General features: G+C 68.3%; 16 protein-coding genes. 9 read left to right on the forward strand and 7 right to left on the reverse strand.

Features of this window, described 5'->3' with window-relative positions:
- The 4 genes from B7R21_RS16510 (at nucleotide 1) to B7R21_RS16525 (ending at nucleotide 5,828) form a co-directional block, all read left to right on the forward strand.
- Nucleotides 1-2,130 carry a PQQ-dependent sugar dehydrogenase gene (locus B7R21_RS16510; RefSeq protein WP_116284355.1) on the forward strand — a complete coding sequence of 710 codons (2,130 nt, stop codon included), beginning with the start codon at nucleotides 1-3 and terminating at the stop codon, nucleotides 2,128-2,130.
- 54 nt (nucleotides 2,131-2,184) lie between these two features.
- Nucleotides 2,185-3,072: a 1,4-dihydroxy-2-naphthoyl-CoA synthase gene (locus B7R21_RS16515; RefSeq protein ID WP_116284356.1), complete on the forward strand. Its 888-nt coding sequence runs from the start codon at nucleotides 2,185-2,187 to the stop codon at nucleotides 3,070-3,072.
- Between the two features lie 154 nt (nucleotides 3,073-3,226).
- On the forward strand, nucleotides 3,227-4,618 hold the full coding sequence (locus B7R21_RS16520; RefSeq protein WP_116284357.1) for an Abi family protein: 1,392 nt from the start codon (nucleotides 3,227-3,229) through the stop codon (nucleotides 4,616-4,618).
- A 163-nt stretch (nucleotides 4,619-4,781) separates the two neighbouring features.
- Nucleotides 4,782-5,828, forward strand: coding sequence for an alpha/beta hydrolase (locus B7R21_RS16525; protein ID WP_116284358.1), 1,047 nt, complete (start codon nucleotides 4,782-4,784; stop codon nucleotides 5,826-5,828).
- Nucleotides 5,829-5,883: 55 nt separating this feature from the next.
- Here the strand turns inward: B7R21_RS16525 and B7R21_RS16530 are convergent, their stop codons facing one another.
- Nucleotides 5,884-6,438, reverse strand: coding sequence for a GrpB family protein (locus B7R21_RS16530; RefSeq protein ID WP_116284359.1), 555 nt, complete (start codon nucleotides 6,436-6,438; stop codon nucleotides 5,884-5,886).
- A gap of 87 nt (nucleotides 6,439-6,525) precedes the next feature.
- Here B7R21_RS16530 and B7R21_RS16535 point away from each other — a divergent pair, with 87 nt between their 5' ends.
- Nucleotides 6,526-7,158 (forward strand): DUF4232 domain-containing protein, encoded by a 633-nt coding sequence (locus B7R21_RS16535; protein ID WP_116284360.1) that lies wholly within the window; start codon nucleotides 6,526-6,528, stop codon nucleotides 7,156-7,158.
- A gap of 42 nt (nucleotides 7,159-7,200) precedes the next feature.
- Complete coding sequence (locus B7R21_RS16540; RefSeq protein ID WP_116284361.1) at nucleotides 7,201-7,980, forward strand: SDR family NAD(P)-dependent oxidoreductase; 780 nt, start codon at nucleotides 7,201-7,203, stop codon at nucleotides 7,978-7,980.
- 70 nt (nucleotides 7,981-8,050) lie between these two features.
- Here B7R21_RS16540 and B7R21_RS16545 read toward each other — a convergent pair whose 3' ends face one another.
- The 3 genes from B7R21_RS16545 to B7R21_RS16555 all read right to left on the reverse strand — a co-directional run bounded on the left by B7R21_RS16545 (nucleotide 8,051) and on the right by B7R21_RS16555 (nucleotide 11,635).
- Nucleotides 8,051-8,899, reverse strand: a complete 849-nt coding sequence (locus B7R21_RS16545; RefSeq protein WP_116284362.1) for an alpha/beta hydrolase — start codon at nucleotides 8,897-8,899, stop codon at nucleotides 8,051-8,053.
- A 183-nt stretch (nucleotides 8,900-9,082) separates the two neighbouring features.
- On the reverse strand, nucleotides 9,083-10,546 hold the full coding sequence (locus tag B7R21_RS16550; protein WP_116284363.1) for an MFS transporter: 1,464 nt from the start codon (nucleotides 10,544-10,546) through the stop codon (nucleotides 9,083-9,085).
- Between the two features lie 156 nt (nucleotides 10,547-10,702).
- A complete protein-coding gene (locus B7R21_RS16555) occupies nucleotides 10,703-11,635 on the reverse strand; it encodes a Ppx/GppA phosphatase family protein (RefSeq protein ID WP_116284364.1) in 933 nt (310 codons plus the stop codon).
- Nucleotides 11,636-11,754: 119 nt separating this feature from the next.
- Here B7R21_RS16555 and B7R21_RS16560 point away from each other — a divergent pair, with 119 nt between their 5' ends.
- On the forward strand, nucleotides 11,755-12,405 hold the full coding sequence (locus B7R21_RS16560; protein ID WP_172592235.1) for a DUF2510 domain-containing protein: 651 nt from the start codon (nucleotides 11,755-11,757) through the stop codon (nucleotides 12,403-12,405).
- 56 nt (nucleotides 12,406-12,461) lie between these two features.
- Nucleotides 12,462-12,911 carry a DUF7144 family membrane protein gene (locus tag B7R21_RS16565; RefSeq protein WP_147305933.1) on the forward strand — a complete coding sequence of 150 codons (450 nt, stop codon included), beginning with the start codon at nucleotides 12,462-12,464 and terminating at the stop codon, nucleotides 12,909-12,911.
- Here the strand turns inward: B7R21_RS16565 and B7R21_RS16570 are convergent.
- From B7R21_RS16570 to B7R21_RS16580, 3 genes are all read right to left on the reverse strand, one after another.
- Nucleotides 12,881-15,430: an HAD-IC family P-type ATPase gene (locus B7R21_RS16570; RefSeq protein WP_116284367.1), complete on the reverse strand. Its 2,550-nt coding sequence runs from the start codon at nucleotides 15,428-15,430 to the stop codon at nucleotides 12,881-12,883. The two genes, B7R21_RS16565 and B7R21_RS16570, sit on opposite strands and share 31 nt — an antisense overlap.
- Nucleotides 15,431-15,434: 4 nt before the next feature.
- Entirely contained in the window at nucleotides 15,435-16,430 is a 996-nt protein-coding gene (locus B7R21_RS16575) for a DUF4436 family protein (protein WP_116284368.1), read from the reverse strand.
- Nucleotides 16,431-16,530: 100 nt separating this feature from the next.
- Nucleotides 16,531-16,878, reverse strand: coding sequence for a dihydrofolate reductase family protein (locus B7R21_RS16580; RefSeq protein WP_116284369.1), 348 nt, complete (start codon nucleotides 16,876-16,878; stop codon nucleotides 16,531-16,533).
- 192 nt (nucleotides 16,879-17,070) lie between these two features.
- Between B7R21_RS16580 and B7R21_RS20255 the strand changes: the two genes are divergently transcribed.
- Nucleotides 17,071-18,015: a type IV toxin-antitoxin system AbiEi family antitoxin domain-containing protein gene (locus B7R21_RS20255; RefSeq protein ID WP_172592236.1), complete on the forward strand. Its 945-nt coding sequence runs from the start codon at nucleotides 17,071-17,073 to the stop codon at nucleotides 18,013-18,015.
- Nucleotides 18,016-18,068: the final 53 nt, after the last annotated feature.

Consider the following 18,068-nt stretch of genomic DNA (forward strand, 5'->3'; position numbering starts at 1 on the left):
ATGTCGCTGCACCGATTCCTAAGCTCCCGCCCTGTCGTCCTGGGCGCCGCCCTCGTCGCGCTGACGCTGGCCGTGACCCTCGCCGGCCCCGCGGTCGCCCCGGCCCAGGCTGCTGCCACCGCCGCGGCCCAGGCCGTATCGACCACGGGCGCGGCCACCCCCGCCCGCATCCTGAGCACCCCCTCCGGCCGCTGCCTCGACGTCACCGGCAACGTGGCCACACCCGGCACGGGCATGAACATCTACGACTGCAACAACCAGCCCAACCAGGGCTGGACGTTCAGCACCGCCGGCGAGCTGAAGGCCTTCGGCGACACCCGCTGCCTCGACGTCGCCAGCCACGTCACCACCTCCCCCGCACGCGCACAGATCTACACCTGCAACGGCGGCGCGAACCAGAAGTGGCGACTGAACGCGAACGGCACGATCACCGGCTTGGAGTCGGGCCTCTGCCTCGACGTCACCGGCGGCGCCACAGCCAACAGCACCCCCGTGGGCATGCTGACCTGCAACGGCAGCGCCGGCCAGAAATTCAGCACCAGCCTGGTGCCCGACACCACCCCGCCGAGCATTCCGGGCGACGCCCACATCAGCACGCTCACCTGCAACAGCGTCGGCTTCGGCTGGACCGTCTCGACCGACAATGTGGGCGTCACCTTCTACGACGTCTACCACGACGGCCAGCTGATGACCTCGGTGGCCGCCCCAACCCGCCGCGCGAACCTGAGGGTGGTCGCGGGTGCGACGTGGGGGCTCTATGTGAATGCACGGGATGCCGCGGGCAATGTGTCCCAGGCGAGCCAGACGGTGTCGATCACCCCTCCCAACTGCCAGGCCGACACGCAGCCGCCCACCGCGCCGACCGGGCTCACGGCAGCCGCCTCGGGAACGGCGGTCACACTGAACTGGAAGGCCTCGACCGACAACATCAGCGTTCGGGCCTACGACATCTATCGCGGTTCGGTGAAGGTCGGCGCGGTGACCGGCACGGCATCCGCGGCCCCCGCCACCACGTTCGTCGACAGCGGACTCGCCCCGGCGACGACCTACGGCTACTTCGTCGTCGCGCGGGACAGCCAGGCGAACGTGTCGACGCACAGCGCCTCCGTGTCAGTGAAGACCGGCTCCGGATGCGCCCAGGCCGTCTGCTCGGTCAGCCAGGTCGGCGTCGACACCGACATCCCGTGGGGCCTCGTCACACTCGCCGACGGGTCGATCCTCTACAGTCGGCGGGACGCCCACGACATCACCCACCTGAACCCGGCGACGGGGGCGAAGACGACCCTCGGGACGGTGCCGAACGTCGAGAGCACCGACGGTGAGGGCGGGCTGCTCGGGCTGGCGATCGCCCCCGATTTCGCATCCACGCACTGGCTCTACATCATGCACACCACCGCGACCGACAACCGCATCGTTCGCATCAAGGTCGAGAACGACACTCTCGTGGCGTCCAGCGAGCAGGTGCTGCTGACCGGAATCCTCCGCAACAAGTTCCACAACGGTGGGCGCCTGCGCTTCGGCCCGGACGGGAAGCTCTACGCGAGCACCGGCGACGCCCAGAACGGCGACAACGCGCAGAACCTCGCCTCACTGAACGGCAAAGTGCTGCGGATGAACGCCGACGGCACCGTGCCTGGCGACAACCCCTACGGCAACTACGTCTGGAGTTACGGCCACAGGAACCCCCAGGGCCTGGCATTCGACTCGCAGGGACGCCTCTGGGAGCAGGAGTTCGGAAACAGCGTGATGGACGAGACGAACCTCATCGTGCGGGGCGGCAACTACGGCTGGCCAGCCTGTGAGGGCACGACGGGTACCTGCGGCACGGCCGGCTACCGCGCCCCCGCACAGACGTATCCCACCTCAGAGGGCTCCTGCTCGGGCATCGCGATCGTGCGCGATGTGCTCTATGTGGCGTGCGAGCGGGGCACCCGGCTCTACCGGGAGGTCATCTCGGGCACCGCCCTGACGAACGTGCAGGTGCTCTTCAACGGCACCTACGGGCGGCTCCGCACCGTCGAGCCTGCGCCGGGCGGAGGGCTCTGGCTGACGACCAGCACTCTCGGAGACAAGGACAGCGTGCCGAACAACAGCGACGAGAAGATCCTGCGCGTCACGCTCGGCGGCTGAACGACTCGTCAGCCGCCCGGCCCGCCCGACCGCGCGGCTGAATAAGCTGTCGTCATGACCAACGTTTCCGACCTGTTCGATGCATCCGTGTGGATGCCCGTCGATGGCTTCTCCGACCTGACGGACATCACCTACCACCACGACACCGCGGGCAGGGTCGCCCGGGTGGCCTTCAACCGGCCGGAGGTGCTGAACGCGTTCCGCCCGCAGTCGGTCGACGAACTGTTCCGGGTGCTCGAGGATGCCCGCCAGAACACCCGCATCGGCGTTGTGCTGCTGACCGGCAACGGCCCCAGCCCGAAGGACGGCAAGTGGGCGTTCTGCTCGGGCGGCGACCAGCGCATCCGGGGCCGCGACGGCTACCAGTACAAAGACGGTACGCACTCCACGGGCCGGCTCCACATCCTCGAGGTGCAGCGCCTCATCCGGTTCATGCCGAAGGTCGTCATCGCCGTGGTCCCGGGCTGGGCAGCGGGCGGCGGTCACTCCCTCCACGTGATCTGCGACCTCACCATCGCGAGCGCGGAGCACGCCCACTTCAAGCAGACCGATGCCGATGTCGGCTCGTTCGACGGCGGCTACGGCAGTGCCTACCTCGCCCGGCAGGTGGGGCAGAAGGTCGCCCGCGAGATCTTCTTCCTCGCCGAGGAGTACAGCGCCCAGCGCGCCTACGAGATGGGCGCCGTCAACGCGGTCGTGCCCCACGCCGAGCTCGAGTCGACGGCCTACGCCTGGGCGAACACCATCCTCGGCAAGTCGCCGACGGCGATCCGGATGCTCAAATTCGCGTTCAACGCCGTCGACGACGGGCTCGTGGGCCAGCAGATCTTCGCAGGCGAGGCGACCCGGCTCGCCTACGGAACCGACGAAGCGGTCGAGGGCCGGGACTCGTTCCTCGAGAAGCGCGAGGCAGACTGGGGCCCCTACCCCTGGCAGTTCTGACGCGCCTCGAGGTTTCGGCAGCGGGCCAGCGCGGGCGACGGCGCAGCCAGCTTCGAGCACACATCCGCAGAGCATTCTCAGACTTGTGTGTTATTCTCTCCTCAACACGGCTAGTCGCTATCCCTTCACCGGGAGGCGGCTAGTTTTCTTTAACATGCACTCCGACAGTACCTACACCAAACCGTATCTGACCGTACGCGAGCAGGTCACGCTCCTCGCCTCTCGCGGCATGGATGTGGGCGACCGCGCTGAGGCGGAAAGCCTGCTGACGCGAATCGGGTACTACCGCCTTTCAGGGTATTGGTACCCCTTCCGCGAGCGTCTTGTCGACGAGATCGGCCACGCGATGGTGTCGTCGACCTTCCTGCCCGGGACGATGCTGCAGCATGTCTGCGCCATCTACGACTTCGATCGCGACCTTCGCACAGCGATCTTCGAGGCGCTGGACACTGTCGAAATCGCACTTCGATTCCAGATCGGCCACACCTTGGGCCGTCGAAACACGTTTGCTCATCGCGATCCGGCGTCCTTGAACCCGGCTTTCGCTGCAGTGCGTCCAGAACGAACAGCTGTGACGAGACATCAGGAATGGCTCGTGCGATTCGACGAACAGGAACGCCGTTCCCGAGAGGCTTTCGCGGCGCATTTCCGCGCCATATATGGCCCACACCTTCCTGTGTGGGTGGCGACCGAGGTCATGTCCTTGGGAACTCTCGGACAGCTGTACGACGGTGCCTCCGAAGATGACCGTGCCTCCATCGCTGTCGGTTTCGATCTTCTGGGGAAGGACGGCAAGGGTGACGTCGCCCTTCTGTCCAACTGGCTGAACCACATCAGGTACGTGAGAAACCTCTGCGCCCACCATTCACGGCTTTGGAATCGTAGTTTCGACGTTGAGCTGGCCGCGGTGCCCCGCATCCCCGAACTGGCGCATCTGACCGAGAAATCGCGACGCCGACTGTACGGAACGATTTCCATCCTCTCGTTCCTCCTGGCTCGCATCACGCCTGAATCCGAGTGGCGCCTCCGTGTCCGCGACCTGATCCAGACCCGGACCCTGGAACTCAGAATCGATCTGGACGCTCTGGGTTTCCCAGCAGGATGGGGCGAGGCCAGCCTCTGGTCGGACAGTTATCGACGCGACCCCGCAACCACCAGACGCATCGGCCTGCTCGCTGGTCTCTCCGTCGCAAGCACTGCAACCCTGCGCGACCTCCTCCACAGTAGAGAGCCGAAGGGGCGACGGAGCTGGCTGAACTACCTCACGAAGCACCATGCCCTCATGTGGACATCGGTGGGCGAGGCTAAATTCTTTCCCACCTTTCAGATCGACGCCCGTTCTGGCGACATACATCCGCTCGTCGGTGCCATCAACGCTGATCTCTACGAGCACCTGGCCAGCACCCTCGATGACGACGACCGGCGATCGGGCGTTCTTGAATGGTGGGTCGCACCCTGCGGCGACCTCTCCGAAACACCTCGAGAGTTGTTCGAAGCGGGCAGACTCACGCTCTTGCTTGCCCGGACCGCCTTTCCAACCATTTGAGGCGGTTCTGACGCGCCGGCGGCGCGCCTCAGTAGTCGACGGCGTCGCGGATGATCGGGATGACCTCGATGCCCGCCTTCTGCAGCAGGTCGTCGAAGAGCGGGTCGCCGTCATCACTCGGTGAGAGTGGACACCGGGGGTGGATGCCCGACAGACTTCAGGCATGTCGAGATCCGCACGAATGGTCCGGCCCGGCCTCCTGTCATCCCGGGCCGCCTTCCGCCTGGCCGTAGTGGCCGCGATCCTGCTCGTGGTGCTGCTGGTGACGTCCGGAACGTCGTGGCCGTCGGCGATGCTCATCCGCGCCGTCTTCGAGGCCGGCGGGAACAGTGCCGTGAAGGAGATGGAACCCTTCGTGACCGACACCCCACTGACCGAGCAGCTCGACGTGCAGTACGGCGACGACGGGGTGGACACACAGTTGGATGCCTACACTCCCGCCTCGGCCACGAAGCCCCTTCCCACGGTGGTCTGGGTGCACGGCGGGGCCTGGATTGCGGGCAGCAAGGAGAACGTGGCACCCTACCTGCGCATCCTCGCGGCGCACGGGTACACGACGATCGGCGTCAACTACTCGCGGGGCCCCGAAGCCACCTACCCGACCGCTGTCTTCCAGCTGAACGATGCCCTGGGCTACATCAACAGCCATGCCGCCGAGCTGAACGTCGATCCCACCCAACTGGTCCTGGCGGGTGATTCCGCCGGGGCCCAGCTCGCCAGCCAACTGGCCGTGCTGACCGACAACGCCGACTACGCCAATCTGCTCGGCATCACCCCTGCGCTCTCCGCCAACCAGCTGCGCGGCATGATCCTGAACTGCGGCGTGTACGACATGACCTCGATGGCGGAGCTCGACGGTATCTTCGCGTGGGGACTCCAGGTCTCGCTCTGGGCATACACCGGCACGAAGAAGTGGTCGTCGACCTCCGTCGGCTCGACCATGTCGACGATCGACTTCGTCACGGCCGATCTTCCGCCCACCTACATCAGCGGCGGCAACGGCGACGAACTGACCTGGCTCGAGTCGGTGCCGATGAGCAACGCTCTGAAGGCCCGCGGGGTCGATGTCACCGAGCTGTTCTGGCCGGCCGACCACGAGCCACAGCTCCCCCATGAGTACCAGTTCCACCTGAAACTGCCCGACGCGCAGGCCGCCCTCGCGCAGACCGTCAGCTGGCTCGCCGCTCACACGACCCAACCGCAGGAGTAGATCCCGCGGCGCGACTCGCCGCACCGCGCGGGGGCGGCTCGCCGCACCGCGCGGATCAGTCGCCGCGCGCCGCCCTCGCCCGCGCCTTGATCTCGCGGATCACATCGGTCTTGGCCTCCGCGTATTCGTTCATGTCGTTCCATTGCCGGCTGAGCAGCTCCCGCTTGGTGCTCTCGTAGAGGGCGCGGTCGCGCGGGTCGCCGCGAAGATGGTCGCGGAGCAGGAGGTACTCCCCTACGGCAGGGGCGTTCCGTTCGTAGATGTGCACGTGGACATCCCGTTCCGGTGTGCGCACGAGACGATGCCCGGGCTCCCGCACGCGCAGCTCGTATCCGGCGGCCAGCAGAGCCGGGAGGTAGTCCTCCTCGGCGGTGATGTCGTCGACCGTCACGACGATGTCGACGATCGGTTTCGCGGCCAGCCCCGGAACCGACGTGGAACCGATGTGTTCGATGTCAGTGCGCACAGCCGAGAGCGCTTCCGCGATGCGTCGCCGGTGATCGAGGTACGCGCTGACCCAGTGTTCGTCGTAGCTGTGGAGTTCGAGTCTCCCCGCCTCCGCGCCGCCGATGATCTCGACCGTCGTCACGTCGATCCGAGCCTCGTCCATGTTCTCAGGCTAGCGGGAGCGACTGGACCGGCACATTTGGCGGCCAGTGACGCGCCCCCGTCGTTGGCGGGGGCTAGCGTGGGGGGCATGAACACCCGAGCCGCACTTTTCGTCGTTGCCGCCGCCGCCCTCACCGTCACCGGATGCGCGGCCGGTCAACCCGCGCCGACCGTGACCACGACGACCACCGTCACCTCCGCACCGACGGCTCCCGCGACATCCACCGCCACCGGCACCCCCACCCCGACTGCCACGGCGGGTGGCCAGGTCGACCCGGACGCCCCGGCCGGCCAGTGTGCCGACAGTGCGCTGGCTGTCGCCGTCACCCCGGCCGCGGGCGGCGCGGCAGCGGGGTCCGTCTTCTTCACGGTCGACTTCACCAACACGGGCGCGGGCGCCTGCGACCTCCGCGGCGCACCCGGGGTCTCGATCGTCGGCGACGGCAACGGCACCCAGCTGGGCTCCCCCGCCAGGCAGACCGACCAGACGCTCGCCACGGTGACCCTGCAGCCGGGCCAGAGTGTCTCCGCCCCGCTCCAGCAGACCAACATCGATGCCGCCGGCGGGCCCCTCGCCGGCAACTGCACTGTCGTCCCGGGCGACGGCTACCGCATCTACCCGCCGCACTCGTTCACCGCGTTCTTCGTGGCGTCCGCGGGCATCCTCGCCTGCAGCAACACCGTCGACTGGATGAACGTGGGACCGGTCGCCGCACCCTGACCCCGCGTGACCAGTCTGGAGGAAGCCGACCAGAGGAGCCCCGTGACCACCACGAACACGTACGCCTTCAGCGGGAAGACCGTCATCGTCACCGGGGCCGGCTCCGGGATCGGCCGTTCGATCGCGCGACACTTTCTCGGTAACGATGCGAACGTGGTCGTCTCGGGCCGACGTGCGGAAGCCCTGGCGGAGACGATCAGCGGGTTCCCGGATGCCCGCACCCTGGTCATGCCCGGCGACATCGCCGCGCGAGCCGACGTCGACGCCCTCGTTGCGACGACGGTGGAGCGTTTCGGGGCCCTCGACGTGCTGGTCGCCAACGCGGGCGTGTATTTCGGCGGAGAGATCGACGAACTCACCGACCCGCAATGGGCGACGCTGAAGGGTACGAACATCGACGGGGTGGTGTTCTCGGTGCAGGCGGCCCTCCCCCACCTCGTCGCCTCACAGGGCAACATTGTTGCCGTCTCCTCGGTCTCAGGGCTCCGGGGCGACTGGGGCCAGGCCGCCTACAACGCCACCAAGGGTGCGGTGAACGCGATGGTGCAGTCGCTCGCCCTCGACCTGGGCGCCCGGGGCGTGCGAGTGAACGCTGTCGCCCCGGCCTTCACCCTCACCGAGATGACCGACCACATGGCGGCGACCCCCGAAGCGCTCGCCCCGTTCACGAACCGCGTCGCCCTGGCGCGCCCCGGCACGCCCGACGACATCGCACCCGCCGTGCTGTTCCTGGCGAGTGCGGATGCCGCGTACATCACGGGCGCGATCCTCGCCGTCGATGGCGGAACGAGCGCGTCCACGGGCCAGCCCCACGCCGGCTGAGCACAACGTCGGCTGAACACAACGCCGGCTGAGCCCTGTGCCGGCTGAGCAGCACGCCGGCCGAGCATCCTCAGCCGCCGAGCACCCCGTCGACGAAGTCGGTCACCGTGCCGAGCACCTCGTCCCGGTTCGTCTCGTTGAACACTTCGTGGCGCGCCCCGGGGAAGATGTGCTCGGTGAGCGCCGAACCCGCGATCACCTCGATGCCGGCACGACTGTCGACGAGCGGCACGAGCTGGTCATCCGAGCCCTGGATCCAGAGCGTGGGAAGGGCGCCGAGGTCGCCGGAGCGGGCAATCAGCGCAAGGCCGGCGTTCAGCGCCTCGAGGGTCGGCCGTTTGAACGGACCGTGCCAGACGAGCGGGTCGGCCACGTACGCCTCGCCGACCGCAGGGTCGCGCGAGAGGGTCGACGGTTCGATGGGGGTGTCGGGGATCGGGTCGAGCAGCAGCAGGTCATCCACCACCTGCCAGCGGCCGAGCACCGGGCCGGAGAGCACCAGCGCGGCCAGCTCTCCGCCGTAGCGCTGGGCGAAACGCGCGCCGATCATGCCGCCCATCGAGTGCCCGATGAGCACGACGGGAAGGTCTGCCCGGCCGGCCGAGCCGGGTGCGGATGCCCGGGCGAGCTCCAACAGCGTGTGCAGGTCGGCCACGACATCCTCGTAGTCGCCGACGAGCACCCGTTCGCCGGCACTCTTGCCGTGGCCGACATGGTCGACGCCGTGCACGATCGCGCCGCGCGACACCAGCCAGTCGGCGACGTACTCGTAGCGCCCGATGTGTTCGCCGTAACCGTGCGCGAGCAGCACGACATACCGGGGTTCGGGGGCATCGCCGCGGTCGGCGGCACCGCCCCAGGTGCGGGCGACGCGTTCACCGTCGGTTCCGTCGAAGGTCCATTCGTTCGAGGTTGCCATGCCCCGAACATACGCCCGCCGGCCCGCCCGCGGAAGACCGGGCGGTTGCCGGATGCTCGAGTGGGCAGTTTCGGCCCGCAGATCGCCCCCAAGGGGCCCGAACTGCCCACTCGATCGTGGTGGTTCGCCTCGACGGGTCGCGCGCGGGCGGGCGGCGGAGGCGCGGGCGCCGGCGCCGGCGCGTCAGCCCATGTGCGCGGCGAGCTGCTGCTCGCCCTGCGGCAGCAGCTCGCTCTTCGAGCCGCGGATGAAGATCACGGCGATCACGGATGCCGCCACCATCACGATCGCAGCGGCGACGAAGACCGCCGAATAGCCGTCGGTGAAGGCCGCGAACATCGGAACGCCCGACTCGAGGGATGACTTCTCGACACCGGCGTAGATCGCAGTGAACACGGAGACACCGATCGATCCGCCGATCTGAAGCGCTGCGTTGACGGTGGCGGATGCCGCACCGGCGTCGTGCGGAGCAACACCGGCCAGGGCGAGGTTCTGCAGCGTGACGAAGAGCATCGAGAGCCCGATGCCGAGCAGCACGAGCCCGGGCAGCACCTCGGTGAAGTAGTTGCCGCCGGGCGTGATGCCGCTGAGGTACCAGAGGCCGGCCGCACCGACGAGTGGTCCCACGATGAGCAGGGGCCGCGGGCCGATCTTCGGCAGCATCTTGGTGAGGAACGGCACGACCAGCAGGATCACGATGGTCATCGCGACGTTCGCGAGCCCCGCCGTGAGCGGGCGCATGCCGAGCACGATCTGGAAGTGGAACGTGAGGTAGAGCGTGGCGCCGATCAGCACACTGCCGATGATCGCCTGGATGAGGAACGCTCCGCCTCGAACCCGGTCGGCCACGACCCGGAGCGGCAGGAGCGGCTGCGCCACTCGGGACTCGATCACGACGAAGAGCACCAGGAGCCCCGCCCCGAGCGCGAGGAAACCGATGGTGTTGGCCGAACCCCAGCCGTCTTCCGCGAGGCTGAAGCCGTAGACCAGCGAGCCGAGGCCGAGGGTGACAGTAATGGCGCCGCCGATGTCGAGGCGGTTCTCGCCCTCCGATCGGCTCTCACGCAGGTACAGGATGCCGCCGATGAATCCGATGACCACGAAGACCACATTGACGAGAAGGCACCAGCGCCAGCTGGTGAACTCGGTCAGCACACCGCCGAGGATGAGTCCCACCGCCGCGCCGCTACCACCGATGATGCCGAACACGGCGAAGGCGGTGTTGCGGTCCTTGCCCGAAGCAAAGGTCACCGTGAGCAGGGCGAGCGCGGCCGGGGCCAGCAGCGCGGCGAACAGGCCCTGAAGCCCCCGGGCGATCACCAGCTCGGTGCCGTTCTGGGCGATCCCGCCGAGCGCCGATGCGATCCCGAAGCCGAGCAGGCCCACGAGGAACGCCCGCTTGCGGCCCCAGTAGTCGGCGACACGGCCGCCGAGCAGCAGCAGCGCGCCGAAGACCAGAACGTAAGCCGTCACGACCCATTGGCGCTCGAGGTCGCTGAGCCCGAGCTCGGCCTGGGCATCCGGAAGCGCGATCGTGACGATGGTGGCGTCGAGCACCACCACGAGCTGGGTGAGCGCGAGAACGGCGAGCGAGAGCCACCTGTTGGGCAGGCGGATCGCGTTCGGCAGGCGGAGTGCGTCGGACATGGAGAAACCCCCAGGCTTCTGAAGAAACGAAGATGCTGGAGGTTTCGAGCCTCGGATCTGCACGACACTCTGTGCCCGCCTGACCGTCCCCAGACCACGTGGTCGGGCAGGTCTTCATCCTACAGGGCGCCCGGCTGGGGCGGGGGGCGACTGGTGTCAGAGGGCTCGCAGCTGGTCGAACCGCTGCAGGATGAGGCCCTCCCGGAGGGCCCACGGGCAGATCTGGGCGACCGCGATGCCGAGGCCCGAGAGCGCGGCCTCCGCCACGAGGGCCGCAGCGAGCATCTGTTTCGCGCGAACATCCGAGACCCCCGGCAGCTCAGCCCGGTCGGCCACACTCATCGCTGCCAGGCGGTTCGCCCAGAGCGTCAGATCGCGGAGGTGCAGCTCGCGTCTGACGTACGGGCCCGCCGCGCGCGGTGCCGCCCCCGTGATGCGTGCCAGCGACCGGAACGACTTCGAGGTCGCCGCCACGATCGTCGCCGGTTCGAGTTGCCTGAGCGCCGCGATCGGCTCCTCGAGCGTCTCGCGGATGTATCGCCTCGCCGCCTTCACGCTCTTCGCGCTCGGCGGATCGCCCGGCAGGTGGTCCCAGGTCAGTCGGCCGGCACCGAGTGGCACCGACAGCGCGAGCTCCGGATGCTCATCCGCCCCCATCGCGAGCTCGAACGACCCGCCGCCGATGTCGAGGTTCAGGATGTTGCCCGAACCCCAGCCGTACCAGCGCCGCACAGCGAGGAACGTGGCCGCCGCCTCATCCGGCCCGCTCAGCTCGGCGAGTCGGATGCCCGTCTCCACATACACGCGGGCGAGAACCGCCTCACCGTTCGCCGCCTCACGGATGGCCGACGTGGCGAACGCCAGCAGGTCTTCGGCGTCGTGCGTGCGTGCGAAGGCAGCCGCCTCGGTGATGAAGTCGAGCAGCTCGCGCTGGCCCTTCTCATTGATCGCCCCGTCGTCGTCGAGGAAGGCCACCAGCTGCAACGCCCGCTTGAACGAGCCGAACGGGATCGGCCGTGCCCCCGGGTGCGCGTCGATGAGGAGGAGGTGCACCGTGTTGGATCCGATATCGAGAACGCCAAGCCGCATAGGTCGAACCTAGCGCCTCACCCCGCCCGGAGCGCTAATGTGTCGAGTGCGCCACGACGGGGTCGCCCCCGGGCGAGCGACCCCTACCCAGCGCAGTGCACCCCCTCGAAAGGCTGACCGTGACCGACATTCATGATCCCCAGCGCGATCCGAACCGTCTTCCCGCCGGTGCCGCGGCACCCGGCTGGTACCCGACCGCGCCGGGCTCGCCGACGTTCCGCTGGTGGGACGGCGTGCAGTGGACCGAGCACCTCCAGAACCAGCCGTACGTCGCGTCTGCGGCGACCTCGACGGTCACCGCGTCGACGCCGGTCTACAACGTGTTCATCTGGCTCTTCACGCTGCTGCCGGTCGTGTCACTGCTCTCCCTCATCCCTTTCAACCTCAGCGCGGTGATGGAGCAGTCGATGCGCCAGGCGCTGGCGAACCCGGGAAGCCGGAGCTTCGGCAGCTCGTACATGCTCACGCCGGGGTACCTCCTGATCCAACTGCTGAGCTTCCTGATCTGGGCCGGGATGGTCGTGTGCGCCTACTTCGACTGGAGACGCCTCGGCCGCCTGGGCTTCGCGCGCCGGTTCCACTGGGCGTGGGGCTTCCTGACTGTCGTCTACCTCATCGGCCGTACCGTCATGGTGCGAAAGGAGAGCGGCCGCGGCCTCGCCGTCATCTGGGCCTACATCGGATTGGTCGTCGTGACCTTCATCGTGGTCGGGGTGCAGGTCGTCTCGGCCCTCTCCACGATGGGACAGCTCATTCAGCAGTACCGCTGACGCCTCCGATCGGCCGGTCTGAGCTCGGAAGAGAGCGCGGCCGTATGCTGGAGCGCATGACAGAGGTTTCCCACGCGGTGCAGGCCGGATCGCGGATGCGGCGCCCGGGGGTCGTGACGCTCGTCGTCGTGCTCACCTACGTCGCGGGGCTGTTCGACGTGCTGCTCGGCATCCTCGCGATCTTCGCGCGCTACCTGCCCGAGGTCATCGAAGACGGCGAGGGCATACGCCTCGTCGTCACCCTCGTGGGTGCGGCGACGCTGCTGTTCGGTCTGCTCACCGTCGCCCTGGCTTCGGGCATCGCAAGGGGCGACCGCGTCGCGCGCTGGTGCGTCACCGGGCTCCTGCTGATCAGCTTCGTGCTCACCGCCGTGTATTTCATCGCCGACACCGGCCAGGGCCCCGCGGGGATGATCGTGCAGGCGGTGATCTCGACCGTGGTCATCCTGCCGCTCTGGATCGGCCGGGGCGGGCGTTACTTCGCCGCATCCACCGTCCCGGTCTGAGCTGAGGGCGCGCCCGCGGCCGGACGGTGCAGCAGGCTCCGGTTCGCGGCCTGGCCGCCGAGCATCCTCATCTCGTCGCGCCTTGTCAGCCGACGATGCACGAACCGCACGATCTCGATGAGCCCGATGCAGCCGGCCGAGACGACCAGGATGAGCGCGGCGGTCTCGAACGACGGGTCGACGAGCTGCAGGAAGTCGCCCACAATCGGAATCGTGTAGACGAGCACGAGCCCGATCATCATCGCGCCGATCACGACGGTCTTGAACGGGGTGACCGGGCGGGAGAGCACCACGAGTATCCAGAGCCCGATGACCGTGAGGATGAGCGTCGAGCCGGTGCGGATCTCGGCCTGGGGCGTTCCGAGGTTCGCCGAGACGACGGCGAAGACCGCCAGACCGAGCGTCACGACGGCCCCGGCCGGAAGGGCGAAGGTCAGTGAACGCCGCAGGAAACCGGGAATGTACCGCTTCGCATTCGGCAGCAGCGCGAAGAAGAACGCGGGGATGCCGATGGTCAGCCCGTCGGTGATCGAGAGCTGGCGCGGCAGGAACGGGAACGGGAGAAGCAGCACCCCGAACACGAGCGCGAGGAATGCGGCGTAGGCCGTCTTCGTGAGGAAAAGCATCGAGACGCGTTCGATGTTCGCAATCACCTGCCGCCCCTCGGCCACCACGTGCGGCAGATGCGAGAATCGCCCGTCGAGCAGGATGAGCCGGGCCACGGCCTTCGTCGCTGCGGCGCCCGAGTTCATGGCGACGCCGATGTCGGCCTCCTTGATCGCGAGCGCGTCGTTGACGCCGTCGCCGGTCATGGCCACGGTGTGCCCGGCCGCTTTCAACGCGACGACGATCCGCTTCTTCTGTTCGGGGGTGACCCGCCCGAAGACCGTCGTGGTCTCGAGCAGGGCGATCAGGGCATCCTGGTCTTCGGGCAGTTCGCGCGCATCGAAGCCGTGCGGTGCGTCGAGGCCCACGTCGCGGGCGATGGCGGCGACGGTCTGTGGGTTGTCGCCGGAGATCACCCGCACCGCGACCCCCTGCGCCGCGAAGTAGTCGAGCGTCTCACGGGCGTCGGGCCGGATGTTCTCGCGGAACGTCAGCAGGGCGACGGGCACGGCGTCGGCTGGCACCGTCTCGTCGTGGGTGGGCGTGCCGTGCGCCAGCACGAGGGTGCGGCGGCCTGTTGCGGCGAGCTCGGTGGCGCGGGTGGCGAGCGCAGCCCCGTCTGCCGGGGCGCCCACCTCGGTGCGGCCGGCATCCGGGAACACCATCTCGGGGCCGCCGAGGATCCACATCCCATCGTCGAACACGACCGCGCTCCACTTGCGGGCAGAAGAGAACGGTACGGTGCCGACGGGCGCGGTCGAGGGCTGATCACCGAACTGGGAGCTCAGGCTGCGGGCCGTGGCGTTCGCATCGTTCTGCACGCCGTACCAGGCCAGAACCTGCTTCCAGCCCGGGTGGGCGTCGTCCGGCTGGGTGCCTGCGACCGGATGCGCGCCGTCGAACACGATGTCACCCTGGGTGAGCGTGCCGGTCTTGTCGAGGCAGATGATGTCGATGCGCGCAAGGCCCTCGACGGCTGGCAGCTCCTGCACGAGCACCTGCTGGCGCGAGAGCTTCACCGCGCCCACCGCGAACGTGATGCTCGTGATCAACACCAGCCCGAGGGGCACCGCGGCCACGACGGAGGCGATCGTGGCGACAACCGCGTCCTTCCACCGCCCGCTGGCAATCGCCTCGCCCCAGCCCCCCTGCGCGAACATCTGCGAGTTCAGCACGATCAGGGCGAGCGGGCCGATGATCCAGGTGATCCACTTCAGCACACGGTTGATGGATGATCGAAGCTCAGATGTGACCATCGAGAACTTCCTGGCCTCATTCGCGATGCGATTGGCGAAGGAGTCGGCCCCGACCCGCACCACCACGGCGCGGCCCTCGCCGCCCACCACGATCGAGCCGGAGAGCACCTCCGTGCCCGGAGTCTTCTCGACGGCATCGGATTCGCCGGTCAGCATGGACTCGTCGAGCTGGAGGCCCCGGGCATCCACCACCCGGCCGTCGGCCGCCACCTGGTCTCCGGCGCGGAGCACCAGCAGGTCATCCAGAACCACATCGGCGATGGCCACCTCGAGTTCGGCGCCGTCCCGCCAGACCCGCGCGCTCGGCGCGTTCAGCAGGGCGAGGCGGTCGAGTGCGCGCTTGGCGCTGTACTCCTGCACCGTGCCGATCACGGCGTTGGCGACGGCGCTGAAGCCGAACAGGGCATCCTGCCAGCGCCCGACCACGAGCAGCACGAGGAAGCAGGCCGCGACGATGCCGTTGAAGAGCGTGAGCACGTTCGCCCGCACGATGCTCCAGATGCTGCGGCTGGAGTTCTGGACGAACGCATTGGTGCGTCCGTCGGCGGTGCGCTCGGCGACCTCGGCCGCGGTGAGGCCCCTGGCGTCGGCGGGGTCGGTCGTGGTGCCGCGTGCGGGGGCATCGTCGGCGCCGGGTCGCACGTCGGTCTGGTCCATGGGGCTATTCTTCTGGCGCGCGTGCCGGAGCGCCAGCGGCGGGAATGCCGGCGGCTGTGGGAATGCCGGCGGCAGTGGGACTGGCAGCCGATATCGGGGGGATGTCGACAGGGCTGCCCCAGCGAGTCCACGCTGTGACGTAGATGCCGAGACCGGTCACCAGCGCGACGATCACCCACAGCACCACGAGGAAGTCGATCCACGAGCCGATCGGCGGAGAACCCGGGAGGAAGCCTCGGAGCGGGATGGTCGCGAAGAGCATGGCGCCGATCCAGCTCATGAAAGAGGGCTCGACCTTCCGCCGGCCGCGATAGACGGTGGTGGAGACGTAGAGCACAAGGGCTGCGATCAGCACCATCAGTCCGAGCAGGAGGATGCCGAAGGCGAGGGTGCTCCACGAGCGGGAGGCCGTGATGTCGACGGTGGGAATGGTCGCGGATCCGGTGGGGGCGACGATCTTCGGGTCGGAGATACCCCAGCCAGGCAGATAACCCTGCAGGTAGAACGTGGTCGGCAGGGCCTCGGCGACACCTCCCTCGGTGAGGTAGGCGAAGACAGCGAAGTCCTCCGGATGGTAGGTGTCGAACGGCCAGTTCTCGACAGCTCCCGGTGCGATCACGGTGATACTCGTTGTGCCCGGTATGGAACCTTTGGCGAAGCTGATCGTCGGGCTGCCGCTGACCGGTGTGACAGCGACCGTGATGCCTTGCGCCAGTGACACTCCGTCCGCACCGGTGAGCTCCGAGGATGGATCGAGCTCGAGCCGCATGGAGATGCTCTCTCCTGCGGCATCGACGCTCTGCGGCACGAGCAGGACTCTCACCCCGCCGGCGGGTGGATCAGCGATGGTGAGATCCGACCCGATCCGGCCGCTGAAGAGGTAGAGCACCCCGACCAGCGCGTAGACAACGACGACGATCGCCACGACGACCGCCATGCGGCGCGAGATGCGTGGGATGCGCGGGAGGCGCGGCTTCCGGGCCGCCACGGGGATGCTCACGTGCTGAGCCTAGCGACCGCCGGTCCCTCGACCAGTCTTCGACACCGTCTGGCCCGGCGGATCCTACTGACCCGGCTGTCCGTCCACACCGGGCACCCGATCAGCGCAGGAAGACCACGCCGTTGCCGAAACGCTGTTCGGCGAGCAGGGTGAGCCGGGCATCCAGACCCGCCGGGAGGAACCGTTTGCCGCCGCCGACGATCACCGGCGAGACGAACCGATGCACCTCGTCGACAAGCCGCGCGGCGAGCGCGTGGGCCGCGAGCGCAGCACCGCCGACGACGACGAGGTTCCGGCTCGCTTCGGCCCTCATCCGGGCCGCAGCCACGGGGTCGAATCGTGGCTCGAGGCGCGTGCGCGCGGTGTCGATGTCGGCGGGAACTGAGCCCGCGGCGTCCTCGATGTAGCCGCCGAGCGAGGTGATGCAGCAGTAGATCAGACTCGCCATGACGTCTGCCCGAGCGCTGACCCCTTCGCCTGCTGATGTGACTCCACGAGGGGCTTCTTCGGCTTCGGTTCCACGCTACCGAGATTTCCTCTGTATCTCCGGAAATCCTCCACAGGCGCCTCTATCGGCGAGTTCTCCACAGAAAGCTCCGCGCCCTCTGTTGCGGCTGCATCGAAGGTTCATTCTCTCCTTATGACTGTGTCGATCGATCCCCGGATGATCAGCGTTCGCGATGTCGAGCGCGCGGGAGGCCACCGTCGCGAACTGGCGCGTGCCTCGACCCGGGGAACACTCCACCGGCTCCGGCCCGGCGTCTATGTCGCCACCGACACGTGGCGCACGCTGGATGAGGCCGAGAAGTACCTCGCCGTCTGTCGCGCAGCATCCACCACCGTCGGCGCCCGTCCGGTGCTCTCGCACTGGTCAGCGGCGGTCGTCCACGGGATCCCGATCCTCGGCTCATGGCCGACAGACATCCACCGCCTCATGGAACGCACGTCGGGCGGGCGCTCCCGACCGGGAACGGTGGCTCACCCGACACGGCTCGACACGGCCGAGATCGTGGAGGTGAACGGGCTGCTCGTCACCACGGTGGCTCGCACGACGGCCGATCTTGCCGCCTGCGCCTCCTTCGGGTCGGCGGTCGCCTCGGCCGACTACGTCCTCCATCGCAAACGGAAGAGGCACCTCACAAGAGAACACATGCTGAATGCCATCGAGGTTGCGTGCGTCACCCGAGGCAGGCGCCGGGCTCACGCGATTCTCGAGTTCGCAACGGACCTCGCCGACTCGCCGGCCGAATCCGTGAGCCGGGTGAGCATGCACCTCGCTGGTCTCGTGATGCCCGAACTGCAGTCGGAATTCTTCGACGCCGACGGTTTCATCGGCGCGACCGACTTCCACTGGCCCGGAGTCCGGCTCGTCGGGGAGGTGGATGGCCGCCAGAAGTACCTCAAGCCCGAATACCTCGAGGGCCGCTCGCCGGGCGAGGTCGTCTACCTGGAGAAACTGCGGGAGGACCGACTCCGAAACATCGACCTCTCGGTGCGACGCTGGGACTGGCAGCGCGCCAACAGCCCGACACGCCTCGCGGCGCTGCTCCGCCCCGCGGGCGTCCCCCTCCGCCGCGGCGCCTGACGCGGCCCGCCGCCCCCGCGCCGTCGCCCCGCCCCGCCGCCCCGCGCCGCCAC

This window comes from Subtercola boreus, assembly GCF_003399625.1.
Classification (GTDB): domain Bacteria; phylum Actinomycetota; class Actinomycetes; order Actinomycetales; family Microbacteriaceae; genus Subtercola; species Subtercola boreus_C.